General features: G+C 71.4%; 17 protein-coding genes. 10 read left to right on the top strand and 7 right to left on the bottom strand.

Features of this window, described 5'->3' with window-relative positions; genetic code table 11:
* Positions 1 to 27 precede the first annotated feature (27 nt).
* Both ACFWM2_RS31305 and ACFWM2_RS31310 read left to right on the top strand, forming a co-directional pair.
* On the top strand, positions 28 to 420 hold the full coding sequence (locus ACFWM2_RS31305) for a YidH family protein (protein ID WP_383286924.1): 393 nt from the start codon (positions 28 to 30) through the stop codon (positions 418 to 420).
* Positions 417 to 740 carry a DUF202 domain-containing protein gene (locus tag ACFWM2_RS31310; protein ID WP_383286926.1) on the top strand — a complete coding sequence of 108 codons (324 nt, stop codon included), beginning with the start codon at positions 417 to 419 and terminating at the stop codon, positions 738 to 740. Before ACFWM2_RS31305 ends, ACFWM2_RS31310 begins: the two co-directional genes overlap by 4 nt.
* A gap of 23 nt (positions 741 to 763) precedes the next feature.
* On the opposite strand, the gene ACFWM2_RS31315 is transcribed toward ACFWM2_RS31310, so the two are convergent.
* Positions 764 to 1,711 carry an NADP-dependent oxidoreductase gene (locus ACFWM2_RS31315; protein WP_383286928.1) on the bottom strand — a complete coding sequence of 316 codons (948 nt, stop codon included), beginning with the start codon at positions 1,709 to 1,711 and terminating at the stop codon, positions 764 to 766.
* 121 nt (positions 1,712 to 1,832) lie between these two features.
* Here ACFWM2_RS31315 and ACFWM2_RS31320 point away from each other — a divergent pair, with 121 nt between their 5' ends.
* The 4 genes from ACFWM2_RS31320 (at position 1,833) to ACFWM2_RS31335 (ending at position 5,505) form a co-directional block, all read left to right on the top strand.
* Entirely contained in the window at positions 1,833 to 2,129 is a 297-nt protein-coding gene (locus ACFWM2_RS31320) for a hypothetical protein (protein WP_383286930.1), read from the top strand.
* Positions 2,130 to 2,220: 91 nt separating this feature from the next.
* A complete protein-coding gene (locus ACFWM2_RS31325; RefSeq protein ID WP_383286932.1) occupies positions 2,221 to 3,132 on the top strand; it encodes an MBL fold metallo-hydrolase in 912 nt (303 codons plus the stop codon).
* A 129-nt stretch (positions 3,133 to 3,261) separates the two neighbouring features.
* On the top strand, positions 3,262 to 4,284 hold the full coding sequence (locus tag ACFWM2_RS31330) for a phosphotransferase family protein (RefSeq protein WP_383286934.1): 1,023 nt from the start codon (positions 3,262 to 3,264) through the stop codon (positions 4,282 to 4,284).
* A gap of 6 nt (positions 4,285 to 4,290) precedes the next feature.
* Positions 4,291 to 5,505 (top strand): acyl-CoA dehydrogenase family protein, encoded by a 1,215-nt coding sequence (locus ACFWM2_RS31335; RefSeq protein ID WP_383286936.1) that lies wholly within the window; start codon positions 4,291 to 4,293, stop codon positions 5,503 to 5,505.
* Between the two features lie 123 nt (positions 5,506 to 5,628).
* Here ACFWM2_RS31335 and ACFWM2_RS31340 read toward each other — a convergent pair whose 3' ends face one another.
* The 3 genes from ACFWM2_RS31340 to ACFWM2_RS31350 form a co-directional block, all read right to left on the bottom strand.
* On the bottom strand, positions 5,629 to 6,222 hold the full coding sequence (locus ACFWM2_RS31340) for a TetR/AcrR family transcriptional regulator (RefSeq protein WP_383286938.1): 594 nt from the start codon (positions 6,220 to 6,222) through the stop codon (positions 5,629 to 5,631).
* Between the two features lie 79 nt (positions 6,223 to 6,301).
* Positions 6,302 to 7,966, bottom strand: coding sequence for a class I adenylate-forming enzyme family protein (locus ACFWM2_RS31345; protein ID WP_383286940.1), 1,665 nt, complete (start codon positions 7,964 to 7,966; stop codon positions 6,302 to 6,304).
* Positions 7,963 to 8,727, bottom strand: a complete 765-nt coding sequence (locus tag ACFWM2_RS31350; protein ID WP_383286942.1) for an SDR family oxidoreductase — start codon at positions 8,725 to 8,727, stop codon at positions 7,963 to 7,965. The genes ACFWM2_RS31345 and ACFWM2_RS31350 overlap by 4 nt, the downstream gene beginning before the upstream one ends.
* A 248-nt stretch (positions 8,728 to 8,975) precedes the next feature.
* On the opposite strand from ACFWM2_RS31350, the gene ACFWM2_RS31355 reads away from it, so the two are divergent.
* Positions 8,976 to 10,214: an exo-beta-N-acetylmuramidase NamZ domain-containing protein gene (locus ACFWM2_RS31355; protein ID WP_383286944.1), complete on the top strand. Its 1,239-nt coding sequence runs from the start codon at positions 8,976 to 8,978 to the stop codon at positions 10,212 to 10,214.
* 80 nt (positions 10,215 to 10,294) lie between these two features.
* Positions 10,295 to 11,665 carry a serine-threonine protein kinase gene (locus ACFWM2_RS31360; RefSeq protein ID WP_383286946.1) on the top strand — a complete coding sequence of 457 codons (1,371 nt, stop codon included), beginning with the start codon at positions 10,295 to 10,297 and terminating at the stop codon, positions 11,663 to 11,665.
* A 136-nt stretch (positions 11,666 to 11,801) separates the two neighbouring features.
* On the opposite strand, the gene ACFWM2_RS31365 is transcribed toward ACFWM2_RS31360, so the two are convergent.
* A complete protein-coding gene (locus tag ACFWM2_RS31365) occupies positions 11,802 to 14,591 on the bottom strand; it encodes a penicillin acylase family protein (RefSeq protein ID WP_383286948.1) in 2,790 nt (929 codons plus the stop codon).
* A 318-nt stretch (positions 14,592 to 14,909) separates the two neighbouring features.
* Between ACFWM2_RS31365 and ACFWM2_RS31370 the strand changes: the two genes are divergently transcribed.
* On the top strand, positions 14,910 to 15,512 hold the full coding sequence (locus tag ACFWM2_RS31370; protein ID WP_383286950.1) for a hypothetical protein: 603 nt from the start codon (positions 14,910 to 14,912) through the stop codon (positions 15,510 to 15,512).
* A gap of 45 nt (positions 15,513 to 15,557) precedes the next feature.
* Here ACFWM2_RS31370 and ACFWM2_RS31375 read toward each other — a convergent pair whose 3' ends face one another.
* Positions 15,558 to 16,076: a hypothetical protein gene (locus tag ACFWM2_RS31375; protein ID WP_383286952.1), complete on the bottom strand. Its 519-nt coding sequence runs from the start codon at positions 16,074 to 16,076 to the stop codon at positions 15,558 to 15,560.
* A 77-nt stretch (positions 16,077 to 16,153) separates the two neighbouring features.
* On the opposite strand from ACFWM2_RS31375, the gene ACFWM2_RS31380 reads away from it, so the two are divergent.
* Positions 16,154 to 16,879: a 3-keto-5-aminohexanoate cleavage protein gene (locus tag ACFWM2_RS31380; protein WP_383286954.1), complete on the top strand. Its 726-nt coding sequence runs from the start codon at positions 16,154 to 16,156 to the stop codon at positions 16,877 to 16,879.
* 117 nt (positions 16,880 to 16,996) lie between these two features.
* Here ACFWM2_RS31380 and soxR read toward each other — a convergent pair whose 3' ends face one another.
* A complete protein-coding gene (gene soxR, locus ACFWM2_RS31385; RefSeq protein WP_383286956.1) occupies positions 16,997 to 17,509 on the bottom strand; it encodes a redox-sensitive transcriptional activator SoxR in 513 nt (170 codons plus the stop codon).
* Between the last annotated feature and the right edge of the window lies 1 nt (position 17,510).

Genomic DNA, 17,510 nt, shown 5'->3' on the forward strand with positions numbered 1-17,510 from the left:
GCCCCGCCCCCGGGTAGGGTCCCTGGCGTGATCGAATTCGTACGGAACGTCCGGCTGTGGTTCGCGCCCGGGGAGATCCGGGAGGAGGGCCGGACGCCCGACTACCGGTTCTCGCTGGCCAACGAGCGGACCTTCCTGGCGTGGCTGCGCACGGCGCTCGCGCTGGTCGGCGGCGGGTTCGCCGTCGACCAGTTCCTGCCGGACCTGCGGTGGGGGTGGCGGGTCGGGCTCGCGCTCGCGCTGCTGGCCGCCGGGGTGCTGTGCTCGCTGCGTGCGGTCAACCACTGGGTGCGCTGCGAGCGGGCGATGCGGCGCGGCGACGATCTGCCGGTGTCCCGCTTCCCGGCCCTGCTCGGCATCGCAGTGGCGGTCGTCGCCGTCGCGATGGTCGTCGTCGTGCTCGCCGGCTGGGAAGGGTGAGCGCGCCCGCCCGGGACCGGGACCCGGGCCTGCAGCCGGAGCGCACGCGGCTGGCCTGGCGGCGTACGACGCTGTCGAGCACCGCGGCGGCCGTGCTCGCGGTGCGCGCGGCCCTGCACGGTGGTGTGTCGGCCCTCGGGGTGGTGGTCTGCGCGCTGTGCTGCGCGCTCTGGCTGGGCTTCCTGGCCGTCGCCCACCTGCGCATTCGCACGCTCGCGTCGGGCGCGGACCGGGCGCCGGTGCTGACGCCCCTGCATGCGACGGCGGCGGCCCTGTGCACCATGGCACTCGCCGTGTGCGCGGTGGCCCTGCTGCTGTGACCGGCGGGATCACTCCGGCGGGCTCAGGCCCCGCCCTCGTCGTCCCAGTCCACCGTGACCACGATCTTTCCGCGCGTACGGCCCTCCTGGTTCAGCCGGTGCGCCTCGGCCGCCCGCTCCAGGGGGAAGGTGTCGGAGACGTGCACCGAGATCACCTCCTGTTCGGCGAGCTCGGAGAGGTGCCGCAGGTCGTCGGCGTCGGGGCGGACGAAGTAGTAGCGGCCGCCGTGACCGACGACCTCCGGGTCGGCGATGGACGCCAGCCGGCCCTCGGGGGCCAGCAGCTCCGCCGAGGTCCGCAGCGTGTCGCCGCCGATGGTGTCGAAGGCCGCGTCGACACCCTGCGGGGCCAGCGCCCGTACCCGCTCGGCCAGGCCCTCCCCGTAGCTGACGGGCTCACCGCCCAGTGAGCGGACGTAGTCGTGGTTCGCCTCGCTCGCGGTGCCGATGACACGGGCGCCGCGATGGCGGGCGAGCTGGACGGCGATCGAGCCGACACCGCCCGCGGCCGCGTTGACCAGGACGACGTCGCCCTCGCGCACGTCGAGGACCTTGGTGAGCACCTGGTACGCGGTCAGCCCGACCAGCGGCAGTCCGGCCGCCGCCTCGTAGGTGAGGTTGCGGGGTTTGCGGGCCAGCGTGCGCACGGGGGCCGCCACGTACTCGGCGAAGGTGCCACGCGAGAGGAAGTCCTCGCGCACGTATCCGATGACCTCGTCGCCGACCGCGAACTCCGTGACGGAGGCGCCCGGCTGGACCACGACACCGGACACGTCCCAGCCGGGGACGACCGGAAACACGGATTCCAGGAGCCCGTCGAGGTACCCCTCGCGGCACTTCCAGTCGACGGGGTTCACGGACGCCGCCCGCACCTTCACCAGGACCGAGTCGGGCCCGACCTTGGGGTCGCGCACATCCCCGTACTCCAGGACCTCGGGCCCGCCGTACCGGCTGTAGCTGATCGCCTTCATGCCCTCGACCCTCCGGGGTAGCCGTGCGCCACGCAAGCCGGAAGGGCTGGATTAGTCGAGAATGGGATGGTTTGTACCGCTAGCCTGAGCCGTCACTCCACGCACTTCGAAGGTGAGCGCCATGACCACCCTCCACCAGGAGCACACCACCCACGAGCACGCCCACGGCCCCGCCTGCGGCCATGCCGAGGTGCCCCACGGGGACCACATCGACTACGCCCACGACGGCCATCTGCACCGCGAGCACAGCGGCCACTGGGACGAGTGCGAGCCGGGCGAGCACACCGCGCACCAGGAGCACGAGCACCGGCACGGCGACGACTGCGGGCACCAGCGGGTCCAGCACGGCGACCACGTCGACTATCTGCACGACGGCCACCGGCACGCCGAGCACGACGGCCACTGGGACGACCACTGACGGCAGCGGAGCCTGCCGACCCCCCGGCCCCCTGAGCGCACGTCAACTGGCAAGCTGACACACGTCAGTTGACGACTACTCAGGGGGCCGCATGACCGCGGGAGATCCGTACACCGTCCAGCTCGCCGACGACGTGTACGCCTATGTACAGCCGGACGGCGGCTGGTGTCTCAACAACGCCGGGTTCGTCAGCGACGGAACCTCGACCCTGCTCGTCGACACCGCGGCGACCGAGCGGCGGACGCGGGCCCTGAGCGCCGCGGTCGCGGCCACCGGGACCCCGGCACCGCGCTTCGTCGTCAACACCCACCACCACGGCGACCACACGTACGGCAACGCGCTCTTCGCGCCGACGGCCACCATCGTCTCGCACGCCGACTGCCGCAAGGAGGCCCTCGCGGTCGGGCGGCAGCTGCATCTGATCTGGCCGCAGACGGACTTCGGGGACATCAGCATCACCGCGGCGCACCTGACGTACACGGACCGCGCCACGCTCCATGTCGGCGACATCGAGGCGGAGGTCATCCACCCGGGGGTCGCGCACACACTCGGGGACTCCGTCGTGTGGCTGCCGCACCGGCGGGTGCTGTTCACCGGCGACCTGGTCTTCGAGGGCGGTACGCCGTTCGTCCTGATGGGCTCGCTCAGTGGCTCACTGCGGGCGCTGGACCGGCTGCGCGCCCTGGGGGCCGAAACGGTGGTGCCGGGGCACGGTCCCGTCACCGACCCCTCGGCCTTCGACCGGACCGAACGCTACCTTCGCTTCGTCGGCGAGATCGCGGAGAAGTTCCACGGCGCCGGGCGCTCCCCGCTGGAGGCGGCCCGCGCGACGGATCTCGGCGAGTTCGCCGCACTGCCCGAGAGCGAACGGCTCGTGGCGAACCTGCACCGCGCCTACGCCGAACTGGACGGACTGCCCGAGGGCGGCGCCCTGGACGTGGGTGCCGCCATAGCGGACATGGCGGCGATGAACGGCGGGAGGATGATGGCCTGCCACGCCTAGGCTCCCGGTAGGGCGCCGCGGCGAGACCGGTCATCGTGGCGCCCGTCACGTTTTGCCTGCACACTGGACGACATACCGACCGGTCGGCATCATATGACTGGGCCTGTTTCCGAGTGCGTAGGAGCAATGATGAGCCAAGACCATCCGCCAGGTCTCGATCTCGACCGGCTGCGCGGCCTGCTCGACAGCGAGCGGCCCGGTCTGGTGAACGGCCCGCTGACCGGCCGGCTGATCGAGGGCGGACGGTCCAACCTCACGTACGTGGTCACCGAGGGCACCACGAAGTGGGTCGTGCGACGGCCCCCGCTGGGGCACGTCCTGGCCACCGCGCACGACATGAAGCGCGAACACCGGGTGATCAGCGCGCTGCATCCGACGGCCGTACCGGTGCCGCGTCCGGTGCTGCTGTGCGAGGACGACTCGGTGCTCGGCGCCCCCTTCTACGTCATGGAGTTCGTGGAGGGCACCCCGTTCCGCACCGCCGAGCAGCTCGCCCCGCTCGGCCCGGAGCGCACCCGGGACGCGGTGCTCGGCCTCGTCGACACGCTGGTCGAGCTGCACGCCGTGGATCCCGCCGAGGTCGGCCTCGCGGACTTCGGCCGGCCCGAGGGCTTCCTGGACCGGCAACTGCGCCGCTGGGGAAAGCAGTTGGCCGCCTCCAACAACCGTGAGCTGGCCGGCATCGACGAGCTGCAGGCCGCGCTCGCCCGCGCGCTGCCCGAGTCCCCCGCACCGGCTGTCGTCCACGGCGACTACCGGCTGGACAACGTGCTGATCGGACCGGACGACCGGATCAACGCGATCCTGGACTGGGAGATGTCCACGCTCGGCGATCCGCTCACCGACCTCGGGCTGCTGGTGATGTACAGCGCACCGCTGGAGCTGCCCGACTCCCCCATCAGTACGACCGCGTCGGCCGCCGGGCACCCGGAGCCGGCCGAGATCATCGAGCGGTACGCCGCGCGCTCGGGGCGCGACGTGTCCGCCGTCTCCTGGTACACGGCGTTCGCCTGGTTCAAGCTCGCCGTGATCCTCGAAGGCATCCACTACCGCTACACGCTCGGCCAGACGGTCGGCGCCGGCTTCGACCGCATCGGTGAACTGGTCCCCGTCTTCATCGAACACGGCCTGACCACTCTTCAGGAAGGCTGATCCGCAATGGACTTCGCATTCGACGCCCGCACCGAGGAGCTGCGCCAGAAGCTGCTCGCCTTCATGGACGAGTACGTCTACCCGGCGGAGACCGTGGCGGAGGAGCAGCGCGCGCTCCTCGACTCGCCGTGGGACACCCCGGCCGTGGTCGGCGAGCTGAAGGCCGAGGCCCGCCGCCAGGGGCTGTGGAACCTCTTCCTGCCGGACGCGGAGTACGGAGCCGGGCTCACCAACCTCCAGTACGCCCCGCTCGCCGAGATCACCGGCCGCAGCCCGCACCTGGCGCCCACCGCGCTGAACTGCGCGGCCCCGGACACCGGCAACATGGAGGTGCTCACGCAGTTCGGCGACGACCAGCAGAAGAAGCAGTGGCTGGAGCCGCTGCTCGCCGGTGAGATCCGCTCGGCGTTCGCGATGACCGAGCCCGAGGTGGCCTCCTCCGACGCCACGAACATCACCACGCTGATCGAGCGGGACGGCGACGACTACGTCATCACCGGCCGCAAGTGGTACATCTCCGGGGCGATGAACCCGGACTGCAAGATCTTCATCGTGATGGGCAAGACGGACCCCGAGGGCGCCGATCCGCGCCGCCAGCAGTCGATGGTCCTGGTCCCGCGCGACACCCCGGGCGTGAACGTCCGGCGCGCCATGCAGGTGTACGGCTACGAGGACCACTCCCACGGCGGGCACGCCGAGATCGTCTTCGACCGGGTCCGGGTTCCCGTGAGCAATCTGATCGGCGAGGAGGGCGGCGGGTTCGCCATCGCCCAGGCGCGGCTCGGTCCGGGCCGGATCCATCACTGCATGCGGCTGATCGGCATGGCCGAGCGGGCGATCGAGCTGATGTGCCGCCGGTCGGTGTCCCGTACCGCCTTCGGCAAGCCGCTGGCCCAGCAGGGCGTGGTCCAGAACTGGATCGCCGACGCCCGGGTGGCCGTCGAGCAGCTGCGGCTGCTGGTCCTGAAGACGGCCTGGATGATGGACACCGTCGGCAACAAGGGCGCGCACACGGAGATCCAGGCCATCAAGATCGCCACTCCGCGCACGGTCGTCGACATCCTCGACAAGGCCGTGCAGCTGCACGGGGCCGGGGGCGTCAGCCAGGACTTCCCGCTCGCCGAACTGTGGGCCGCCGCGCGCACCCTGAAGCTCGCCGACGGCCCCGACGAGGTGCACCAGCGGTCGCTGGCGCGTCGGGAGATCAAGAAGTACGTGTGACCTGCGGGCGGAGCGGTCGGTGGGTGGGGCGCGGCGGATTTTCCTCGCCCCCACCGCCCGTGCCCGCCGCTGCCCGTCCCCGGGGCTCCGCCCCGGGCCTCGTTCGCGCGGTGCCCCGCGCCCCTATGGGCGCAGGGCGCGCAGCAGCAGGTCCGCCAGCTGGTCGGCGACCTGCTGCGGGGTGAGCGGGCCGTCGGGGCGGTACCACGTCGACAGGTGGTGCACGGACCCGAAGTGATAGTCGACGACGAGGTCGGCCGGCGTGGCCGTGGAGAAGACGCCCTTCTTCTGGCCCTCCTCGACCAGCGCCCGGAACCGCTCGTGATAGCGACGCCGTTCGGCCCGCACCTGCTTGTGCTTCTCGGGGCTGAGGTGATGCATCGAGCGGAAGAAGATCGACGCGTCGTCGAGGTTGTCGATCGTCGTGACGACCACGTCGGCCGCGGCGCCCCTCAACCGCTCCTCGACCGGCCCGTCGGCGTCCGCGAAGGCGTCCAGCCGCTCCTGCTGGATCCGCAGCACGCGCGCGTACACCTCGTGCAGCAGGTCGTCCTTGGAGCCGAAGTAGTGGTAGAGCGCGCCTTTGGTGACGCCCGCCGCCTCGACGATCTCCTGCACGGACGTGCGGTCGTAGCCCTGCTCGGCGAAGAGCCGGGTGGCGGCGGCGAGGAGCCGCTGCGGGACGGGCGTGCCGTCTCCGTCCGTAGTCCTGGGCACTGCCGCCACCTGCCTTCCGATTCGCGGTACCTGCCGCTGTGCGTCGCCCTGCTGCCGCTCCGCCCGGCTGTACCTGTTGTTACGCGTCGTCCTGGCGAGAACGCAACTCCCGCCGGAGGATCTTCCCACTTGCCGTCTTGGGCAGATCCGGCAGGATCTCGACCTGCCGCGGATACTTGTAGGCGGCCAGTCTCTCCTTGCAGTACTCGGCGAGCGCGCCGGGGTCCGTCTCGCTGCCCGGACGCAGGCTGATGTAGGCCTTGACGGTCTCTCCGCGATAGCCGTCGGGTATCCCCACGACCGCCGCCTCGCGGACCGCGGGGTGGGTGTAGAGGACGTCCTCGACCTCGCGCGGCCACACCTTGAACCCGGACGCGTTGATCATGTCCTTCTTGCGGTCGACGACGTAGAGCCAGCCCTCGGGGTCCATGAAACCGATGTCGCCGGTGCGCAGCTCGCCGTCCGGGAACGTCTCGGCGGTGGCCTCGGGGCGGCGCCAGTAGCCGGGCACGACCTGCGGGCCGCGGACGAGGATCTCGCCCTGCTCCCCGAAGGGCACCTCCTGGCCGAGGTCGTCGACGATCCGCACCACCGTGTCGGGGCCCGGCACGCCCACGGCCAGCGTCCCGGAGGCCGGGTCGACAGGTGCCTCGCGGCCCGGCGGTACGGAGGCGCAGGGGGCGCTGCACTCGGTGAGCCCGTAGCCGTTGTGGATGTACGGCCCGAAGCCGGCCCGGAACTTCTCCACCAGGGCGGGCGGCAGCGGCGCCCCGCCGGAGGAGATCATCAGGAACGACGAGAAGTGGCCGGGGGTGACGGAGGGGTGCGCGGCCAGCGCCATGAAGGCGGTCGAGGGACCCACCGTGTACACGGGACGGTGTTCCGCGAACGCGTCGAGGACCACGCCCGCCTCGAACCGGTAGGCGAGCACGAGGGTGCCCGCACTGTTGAGGCACCCGGCGAGCTGGGCCACCATGCCGGTGATGTGGAAGAGCGGCGCCATGGCGAAGTACACCGGCGCCTCGGGCAGGAGCAGACCGCAGCGCTGCCGTTCGGCGTTGTACATCAGGTTGGCGTGCGTGTTGGTGGCTCCCTTGGGGGTGCCGCTGGTGCCCGAGGTGTAGCTGATCAGCGCGATGTCGGACGGGTTCGCGTCACGGTCCCCGGGGGCCTTGTGGCCCTGCCGGGCGACGGTCACCAGGTCGTCGGCGTCCTCGGCGACGGGCAGTCGTTCGAAGCCGAGCACGCGCGCGTCGTTGCGGGTTTGGAGATCCAACTCACAGGCGGTGAGGGCGATCCGCACCGGCGAGTCGGCGGCGCTCTCGCGCAGATACGACTCCCACGCGCGGTCGGAGCAGACGAGGGCGCTCACCTCCGCGTCGTGGAGGACGTGACGGACCTCGCCCGACTTGTACATCGGGTTGACCGGGACGACGACCGCGCCCGCCTTCCACGCGCCGAACAGGGCGAGCACGAAGTGCGGGGAGTTCTGCAGCAGGATCGCGACCCGGTCGCCGCGCTCCAGGCCGCGGGCGGCGAGGTGGCCGGCGACGGAGTCGCTCAGCTCATCCAGCTCGCGGTAGCTCAGCCGCCCGTCGAAGTAGGCGAGGGCGGCGCGGTCCGGGCTGGTCGCCGCGGCCCGGCGCAGGGCGTGCACCAGTGAGTCGACGGGGCTGACCGGAGCGCGCTGGGCGTCGCTCAGCAGGGCCAGCCAGGGCCGGTCCGCGTAGCGGGGTGCGGTCACTCGGACGCCTCCCACTTCTGCTGGATGTGGTTCATGTTCGTCAGCCAGCGGTCGGGGTCCGTGGCGCGCGCCTGGTAGTACCCGCCCACCTCGGGGTGCGGCAGGATCAGGAAGCGGTCCTCGGCCATCCCGGCGAAGAGGGCGGACGCGACGTCCTCGGGCTCGATGGCGGTCGGCCGGAGCACCAGCTCGCCGGCGCTTCCGGTGGCGGCGAGCATGTCCGTGCGGACGCCCTGCGGACAGATCGCGTGGACCTTCAGTCCGCGGTGGCGGTACGTGAGGGAGAGCCACTCGGCGAAGGCGTACGCGCCGTGCTTGGTGACGCTGTACGGGGCGGCGCCCACCATGGTGAGCAGCCCGGCGGCCGAGACGGTGGAGACGAAACGGCCGCTGCCGCGCTCGAGCCAGGCGGGGAGCAGTTCCTGGGCCGCCCGGACGTGCGCCATCACATTGACGTCCCAGGCCTGCGCCCAGACCGTCTCGCCGGCCGCCTCGGTGCCGCCGGAGCCGAGGCCCGCGTTGGCGCAGTAGACGTCGACCGTGCCGTCCAGGGCGTCCCTGGCCGCGGCGACGATCGTGGACGCGTCCCCCGGGACGGCGATCCCGCCGATCTCGTCGGCCACCGCCTTCGCCTTGGCCGCGTCGAGGTCATTGACGACCACCCGGGCCCCTCCGGCGGCGAAACGGCGGGCCAGCGCGGCCCCGATGCCGCCCCCCGCTCCGGTGACGACCACTCCGGCATCCTGCACGGCTTCCACCATCGGTCTCCTTCGACGCGACGAGAATCGGCTCTGCTGCGACATCAGACTAACCGGTCGGTATGTAGCGACGGAAGGGCGGCCCCGCCGGTGCCGCACCCGTCGGACACGGCCGCCCCGCGGCAGAAGAGTACGTCCGCCCGGCGGGAGGGAAGCGGGTGCGACGAGGCCGGTCCGGTTCGTTCCGCGGTGCGCGCGCGAGCGCTAGCGTGCGTGACCATGACAGTTCCGTCGATCACGGGGGTCACCACATGAAGCTGTCCAGACGCGGCCTGCTCGCCGCCACCACGGCCACGCTTGCCACCTCCGCGACACCGGCGGCCGCCGGTGTCGAGGGGGGCGGACGGCTGCGTACCGGCTTCGAGCGGCTGGCCGCGGACGGCTACGCCCTGCTCGCCGGCCGGAGGGTCGGCATCGTGACGAACCCGACGGGGGTCACCCGGGACGTCCGCCACATCGTGGACGTGATGCACGCCGACGACCGCGTGAACCTGACCGCCGTCTTCGGACCCGAGCACGGCTTCCGCGGCACCGCCCAGGCGGGCGGCTCGGAGGGCCGCTACGACGACCCGGCGACCGGACTGCCCGTCTACGACACGTACTTGAAGAGCGGCCGGCCGCTGGCGGACGTCTTCACCGCCTCCGGCGTCGACACCGTCGTCTTCGACATCCAGGACGTGGGCGCCCGCTTCTACACGTACATCTGGACCCTGTACGACTGCATGGAGGCCGCGCAGCTCGCCGGCAAGCGCTTCGTGGTGCTGGACCGGCCGAACCCGGTGACCGGGCGGGCGGCCCTGGGGCCCGTCCTGCACAAGGAGTTCGCGACCTTCGTCGGACGGCAGCCCATCGCGCAGGCGCACGGGATGACGGTGGTGGAGCTGGCGCGGCTGTTCAACGCGGAGTTCCTGACGACGCCGGTGCCCTTGGAGGCCGTCCTCATGACCGGGTGGAAGCGGTCCGAGTTCTACGACGCCTCGGGACTTCCCTGGGTGCCGCCCAGCCCGAACATGCCGACGCCCGACACCGCGCTCGTCTACTCGGGGACGTGTCTCTTCGAGGGGACGAATCTGTCCGAGGGACGCGGCACGACCCGGCCGTTCGAACTGCTCGGCGCCGAGGGCATCGACCGGCGGTGGGCGGCGGAGGCAGAGCAACTGGGGCTGCCGGGCGTGCACTTCAGGGAGGCGTACTTCGCCCCCACGTTCTCCAAGTTCCAGGGGAAGACCGTCGGCGGGGTGCAGATCCACGTCCACGACCGGGCCGCGTTCGACCCGGTACGCACCGGTGTCGCCCTGCTGGTGACCGCGAAGAAGGCCTGGAGCGGCTTCACTTGGCGCTCCGACAACTGGATCGACAAGCTGACCGGTTCCACGCTGGTCCGCACGATGATCGACGCGGGGGCGACGGCCGACGAGACCGTGGCGGCCTGGCAGGGCGAGCTGGCGGCATTCCGGCGGATGCGCAGGGAGTATCTCGTGTACCGGTGAGTCGTGGCGTATGGCCAACTCTCGCCCCCCGCAGGACGATGCGCCCAACGCTGCGTCCTGGGGGCCGAAGGGGGCTCGTCATGGCACGGGTGGACATGAGCGTGACGCCCTACTGGGAACTGACCTTCGACGCGCAGGGCGACGTGGACGGCCGGGAACGGGACGAGCTGCTCCGCGAGGTGGTGCGGCGCAAGGTCCACGACGTGGTGGTCTTCGCCCACGGGTGGAACAACGACCGCTCGGGCGCGACCCGCCTCTACAGCCGTTTCTTCGAGCCGGTCCCGGAGCTCGCGCCTCATGCGCGCCTCGGGTACGTCGGGGTGATCTGGCCGTCGATGCGGTTCTCGGACGAGCCCATTCCCGACCTCCCGGCGCCCCTGGCCGCAGCGGCCCCGGCGAACCCCGCCGCCGAGGTGCCGGCCGCCGCACGCCCCGTTCTCGACAAGGGGACCCGGCACGCGCTCGTGGAGAGGTTCCCCGGCCGTGCGAGCGTGGTCGAGCAGCTCGCCCGGCTGCTGGAGCAGCAGCCCGACGAGGGGGCCTCGCTGGAGGAGTTCGGGCGGCTGGTCCGGCTCCTTGTGGAGGAGCGACCGCAGAGGCCACCGGGCACGTTCGCGGCCGACGCGGTGACCGACGGGGTGCCGGGGGGCGACCCGGAGATGCTTCTCGGGGACACAGTCCGGGTGTGCGCCGAGTTCGCCGGGGCGCTGGCGGAGATCGGGGCACCCGCCACGGCCGACCACTCGTTCGCCGTGCCCGGCCTGTGGGACGGAGCGCACGAACTGCTGCGGCAGGCCACCTACTACGCGATGAAGCGGCGGGCCGGAACCGTCGGCGAGCACGGTCTCGGCCCGGCGATCGGACAACTGGCCGCGGCGGCGCCGGACGTGCGGGTGCATCTCGTCGGCCACAGCTTCGGCGCGCGGCTGGTCTCCTTCGCGCTGCGCGGACTGCCCGAGAGCGTGCACGCGGTGAAGTCCGTGACCCTGCTCCAGGCGGCCTTCTCGCACTACGCGTTCGCCGCCCGGCTGCCGTACGACGCCCGGGCGAGCGGCGTACTGTACGGTCGGCAGCACCGCATCGACGGCCCCCTGGTGTGCTGCTACTCCCGTTTCGACTCGGCGCTCGGCACGATCTACCCGCTGGCTTCGCGGATAGCCGGCGACGCGCGTTCGGCCGTGGGCGAGGGCGCCGCGGGCATCGGCATCGGCATCGACCGGGTACTCGGCGCGCGGTGGGGTGCGCTGGGCCACGACGGCGTGCAGGCGGTCGAGGGCACGCGCTCGCTCGGCCTCGCCGACGTGGTGCGCGCGAAACTGCCCACCACGGGGTGCGTGAACATCGACGCGGCCCCGGTGGTCCGGCGCGGCGGCCCGCCGACCGGCGCGCACAACGACATCTGCCACCGCGAACTGGCCCAGGTGGTCCTCGCGGCGGGCCGCATCCGCTGAACCGCCGCGCGGTTCCGCTGAACCACTCCCGGTGGTCCGGCGGCGGACCGCGTGGACCGGGCCCGCCGCCGGATGGTGCCGGCGGCGGACCGTGGTCATCGGCCCGCCGCCGCTCAGGAGTTACGTGCGCCGGCGGTCACCGGTGCGACGTGTACTCCACCACCTGCTGGAAGGTCGGCCGGTTCTGCCAGCTGATCTTGCCGTGCTTGATGCCGCCGAGCGCCCGCTGGACGATCGAGTCGGCGCACCACTGGTCACCCGCCGAGCACTGGTCGTCGCCGGGGTAGACCTGGGCCGCGGTCTTGCCCGCGGCCTCCTTGAGCGTGCTGATCAGGGCGTCCCGGCAGGCGGTCAGGCTGCCGTTCCCGCAGTACTTCTGGGACAGGCCGCCCTGCACGGACTCACCCAGGACCGCCCGGATGTCCTTGTCCACGTAGCTCCACCAGCCGTACTGGTAGGAACTTCCCGCGTGCGAGCCGGTCGGACCGTGGCCGGCCGAGGGCGCCTCGTCGACGGGAAGGTTGTTGGTGAAGGCGGTGTAGAGATCACTGCCGAGTCCCGGTGCGAACTCGGCCTTCACCAGCAGCGGCCACCAGGCGTCCAGGATGCGGACCGCGTCGGCGTTGGCGTAGGTGTGCGAACCGGCCGAGGTCTCCTTGCGCTTGGACCCGGCCGTCACCCACTCGGACAGCTTCGTCACGGCCGCGGCGGCGGCCGTGTCCGTGACGGGCTGGCTGTTGACGACCTTCAGCAGGCCGGGCAGCACGTCCTCGGCCCGCAGATCGGCCAGGGCGGCGTCGGCCATCGCCTTGACGAGCGAGGACCTGGTCACCCCGCCCGCTGTCACGAGCTTCTTGACACGGTCCTCCAACAGGTCGCCCCGGTGGACCGAGCCGTCGCCCCAGGAGGCCGTGGTGTAGTCCTTGGCCTGCTTGTTGTTCCAGGAGATGTAGTAGTCCTGGTCGATGGAGTTGGGGTGGGCGGACGCCGGTGTGTAACTGGCGGTGTTCGTGCTCGCGTCCCAGCCCTTCCACTCGTACGCGGCCTGCGCCCACACCGGGAACTCGGCGTCGACGCCGGTGGCCCGCACCGGGTTGTTGCCGCTGTTGTAGTACGCCGTGTGCGCGGAGTCGGCGTAGAACCAGTTGAAGGTGTAGTTGATGTGCTGCGCCGCGCTCTGGAACGTCTGCGGACTCTTCACGTAGTCCGGGTCGTTGAGCATCTGGAAACCGATGATCGAGTCGGCCTCGTGCATGTAGGAGGAGCGCAGGGTGGTGTACGCGACCTTCTTGCCGCCCACCGTCGCGCGGTACTCCACCGGGCCGTACTTCGTCCGGTAGACCTGCATGCGGTAGGAGCCGGCCGCGGTCGAGTCGGCGACGGTCGGCGTCCAGGCGTTGGTCTGCTCGATCTTGTCCATGGCGGTGCAGGTGCCGTGGTAGAGGTAGTGGTAGTCGTCCTGGCACAGCTCGACGGCGTAGCTGTCGATGATGTCCTGGCCGGACGTCGTGGCACTCCAGGAGTAGTCCTGGCCGCGGCCCAGTTCGACGTACATGCTCAGGCCCGCGAACGAGGCGCCGCGGGCGCTGATGCCCGGGCCCTGGATCTCCTGGAGCATGAGCAGCTGGGGCGCGAAGTAGCCGGTCTGGGGGCCGAAGACGGCGATCGGGTGGCCGCTCGCGGTGGCCTTGCCGCTCACCACCAGGGCGTTGGACATTCCGCGCTTGGCGGAGGTGACGGCGTTGGCGGACGCCGCGGCCGAGGCGCTGGTGGCACCGGCGGTGGCAGCGCTGCCGGTGCGGTCGTAGACGAGCGGCTCGCGGGTCACCGAGCCGGCGTCGGGCAGGGCCTCACCCTGGGCGTCGGCGGGCTTCGGGGCGTACGGGAAGCTCTCGCCGTTGTGGACGGTGAGCGCCGCCTCGGGGTCGTTGCGCTCGCGGAAGGACTCCCAGACCTTGGTGCCCTCGGCCGCGCCGTACTTCGACTGGGCGGCGAGCAGCGAGAGGGCGTTGTTGACCTCGCCGCCGCCTCCGGAGCCGAAGAGCGAGCCGATGACGGAGGCCAGCGCGACCAGGTCGGTGAGCTTGAAGTGCTCGATGGTCCCGGCGTTGGTGACGGAGTCCTTGTGGCCGGTCAGGACGTACTCGCCCGGGAAGTAGCGGCCGCTGTCGGAGGCGTCGATGTAGGCGTTGACGCCGTCGACGTAGGCCTTGGCGTCGGCGAGGGCCTGCTGGCCGCGCGCGCCGTTGTTGTTGGCGACGGAGTCGACCTGTGCCTGCAGTTCGGCCTCGCTGTACGGCGCGGTGCGCCAGAACTCCTGTTCCAGGCCCTGGTTGGACGGGGCGCCGCCCGCGAAGGGGGTCACCTGGCCGCGTCCGACGTGCCGGAAGACGTCCATCAGCCACAGCCGGTCCTGGCCGGCGGCGTATCCGGCGCCGTACTCGGTGCCGTAGCGGGTCGTACCGGTGATGTGCGGCACTCCGGTCTTCTTGTCGCGGACGATCGTCACGTCGGTGCGACCGGAGGGCTTCGTGGTCGAGGCGACCTGGTCGGCGGGGACGCCGAAGGACGCGTCGTTGAAGAAGTCGTTGATCTTGGCGTCGGTGAGCGCGGGGTAGCCCGAGGCCAGGTTGGAGTAGGGGCCGAGCTGGTCCTCGGCGTGCGCCGGCTGGGTGCCGAACGCCTGGTTGAGCAGGACTTCGGCGAGGGTGGCGTTGCCGTTCTCACCGGGCGGGAGGATGTCCGAACACTGTCCGCCGCAGTAGTCGTTCGCGGCTGCGGTGGCTGTCGATTCGGCGGCCGCTTGGGTAATGGGTGACAAAAGACCGGCAATAAGGACGCATATGGATGCGGCCTTGAGGAACTTGGGGAATCGGCGGGGAGTTCTCAGTCTGTCGAGGGTGGTGCGTGACGTACGCCGTTGCATGGGGGGTCCTCCCGACGGGGTGTGCCGGACGTTACCGCCGGTATCCCCGCGTTGGAAGGTGAACATGCGTCACTTTTCAACGGACCCGGCTCACCCGGGTCCGATTGGTGTCAACGCGCCTTGCCCGCCGCCGACTTCGACAGGCGGCCGGCAGCGGCGGGAGGTAGGCCGTGAAGGGATCGGTGGATGGCTTATGGCGGTCATCGGAAATCGGATGGAGCCGAATCGCGTGTCGATACGTCTATTCGGCGACGTCCGTATGACGACGCCGCCGAAGTGACCGAAGTACAGCTGCAGGTGTGACGGAGGTGCAGGGCGATGGCCGGTTTCCGGAGTCTGGCGAGACAGGTGCGCGATCCGAGGTGCGATCTGGCACTGCGGCGGTACTCACTGCGCAAGTGCCTTGAAAGGTTCGCCCCGTACGGACACCGGGCGACCTGGGACCATCTCTGCTCCCGGGCCGGATTCGGCCCCGAGGACCGGTCCCCGGACCCGGCGCGGCTCGTGGCCGCGCTGGACGAGCTGGAGGACGCCCGCAAGGTCTGGCTCACCTACGAGGTGGCGTTCGCCCAGCGCCGCAAGAAGGAGAAGCACGACGGGCTGCGCAGGCCGGGCACGGTCGACGACTGGCACCGCCTGACCTGGGGCGGATTCGGAGTCGCCTGGTGCGACGACCCTCGGGTCCACCCCAATGAGCCGCTGGCCGAGGTGCTGCGACGCCTGATCGCCGCGCTGGAGCGCGAGCCGGGCGCGGTCTGCCCGGTGTGCACCGGCGAGCGCCTCATCTGGAAGTACGACCTGGCGCACGAACCGTCGTCGGGTCCGGTCTGCACGGGCTGCGGCATAGTGGTGCCCAGGCCCGTCCTGACACCCGAGGCGCTGGCGGAGGCCAGGCGCGGAAGGCTGCTGGTGTCGGCGTGAGCACGACGGGGGTGCGCCGAAGGGGACGCACCCCCGTGCAGGTGCCTACGGCGTCTTGACGTCCGTGTGGATGGCGAGCTTGAACTCGGCGAGCGTGACCGGGGTGGCGATCTTCGCGTCTCCCGCTCCCCGCGCCGATATCTTCAGGCCGACGGGGGTCCCCGGATGCACGAACATCTGCCACAGATACGTGCGGTACTGCCCACCCCGGGTGAGCGTGGTGTCGTTCGTGGCGGTCGAGTCGTATCCCGTCGAGGCGTCCAGCGGGTCGCGCACGAAGCGCGCCCGGTATTCGAGAGCGCGGGCGTCGGCCGCCCAGAAGACCATCGCCGACAGCACGCCCCAGCCGTCGTGGCTCGGCCAGATGAGCCCCGAGCGCGCGTCGGGGAACTTCGACGCCTTGGCTCCGCCCTTCGCCGGGTCGTGCATCCCCCAGGGGTCGTACGACTCCTCGCTGTCCTCGTACGGGAAGCGGACGAGGTGATAGCCGTCCTCGTCGTACGTGATCTTCTGCGCCCCCGAGTGTGCGGCGTCGTATTTCAGCGAGCTGATGACCACACTCATCCGTGCTCCTCCCTCTCCGCGGCGCCGGTTCCGCCGGGCCGCGGCCGACTGTCAGTGACGGCTGGCACCATCAGGGCATGGTGCAGGTGTGTGTGAACGGGGCCCGGGGGGCCGGTGACGGTGCGCTCGTGCCGATGTCTCCGGGGGCGATGGCCGACTCCGCGGCCCGTGCTGTCACGGTCGGGGCTTCGGACATCCATGTCCATCCCAAGTCCCCCTGTGGACAGGACACATTGTCCGGGAAAGCGGTTGCGGCCACAGTCGAAGCGATACGTTCACAGGTTCGCGTTCCGGTCGGCGTGACGACGGGAGCGTGGGCCGAGCCCGATCCCGCCGCGCGCGTGGAGCGCATCCGCGCCTGGACCGTCCTGCCCGATCACGCCTCGGTCAACTGGCACGAGCCGGGTGCGGAGGACGTCGTCGCGGCGCTCCTGGAGCGCGGGGTGGGGGTGGAGGCGGGCATCTGGTCCGGCACGGACGGCGCCGCACGGTTCGCCGCCTCGGCCTGGGGCCCGCGGGTGCTGCGCGTCCTGGCGGAGGTGACGGACCCGTCCGCGGAGACGGCCGAGGAGTCGGCCCGGGCGCTGCTCGCGGACCTCGGCACCGCCCACGGCCGCCCCGTGCTGCTGCACGGCGAGGAGGGAGGCGCCTGGCCGGTCCTGCGCCTCGCCGGACGACTGGGGCTCGCCACGCGGATCGGCCTGGAGGACACGTTGGTCCTGCCGGACGGGCAGCGGGCTGTCTCCAACGCCCAGTTGGTGACGGAGGGACTGCTCCAGTACGGACGGGCCGGGCGCTCGTAGCGGGCGAGGCGCGCGGCTGGGCGGGGCAGTGGGGCCGGGGCGATCGGCCCGGCGTAGCTGACCCGCAAGCGCGGCACGGAGTACGAGTAGACGGGCGGACGGGGTCCGAGCCGTCGCTCAGCGGCAGTCCTCGGACTCCGGCCGGCGCGTGCGGTGTGCCGGGCCGTCGGCGCCGGGCTGCTCCACCATGAGGCGGGAGCCGGCCCGGCGTTCACCGAAGACGTCGTCCGGGTTGGAGAGCACACAGTTCCGCAGGGACAGACAGCCGCAGCCGATGCAGTCGGTCAGATGGTCGCGAAGCCTGCTCAGCTGCATGATGCGGTCGTCGAGCTCCGACCGCCATGCCTCGGAGAGCCGCGCCCAGTCCTCCCGCGTCGGCGTGCGCTCCTCGGGCAGTTCGGCGAGGGCCTCGCGGATGGTGGCGAGCGGAATGCCGACGCGCTGCGCGGCCCGCACGAAGGCGACGCGGCGCAGCGCGTCACGGTGGTAGCGGCGTTGGTTGCCCGGTGTGCGGCGACTGCTGATCAGGCCCTTGGACTCGTAGAAGTGCAGAGCGGAGACGGCGGCGCCACTGCGGGCCGACAACTGGCCGACCGTGAGTTCGTGGATCTTCTCGGGAATCTGGGGCACC

Source organism: Streptomyces sp. NPDC058371 (assembly GCF_042723265.1).
GTDB lineage: Bacteria > Actinomycetota > Actinomycetes > Streptomycetales > Streptomycetaceae > Streptomyces.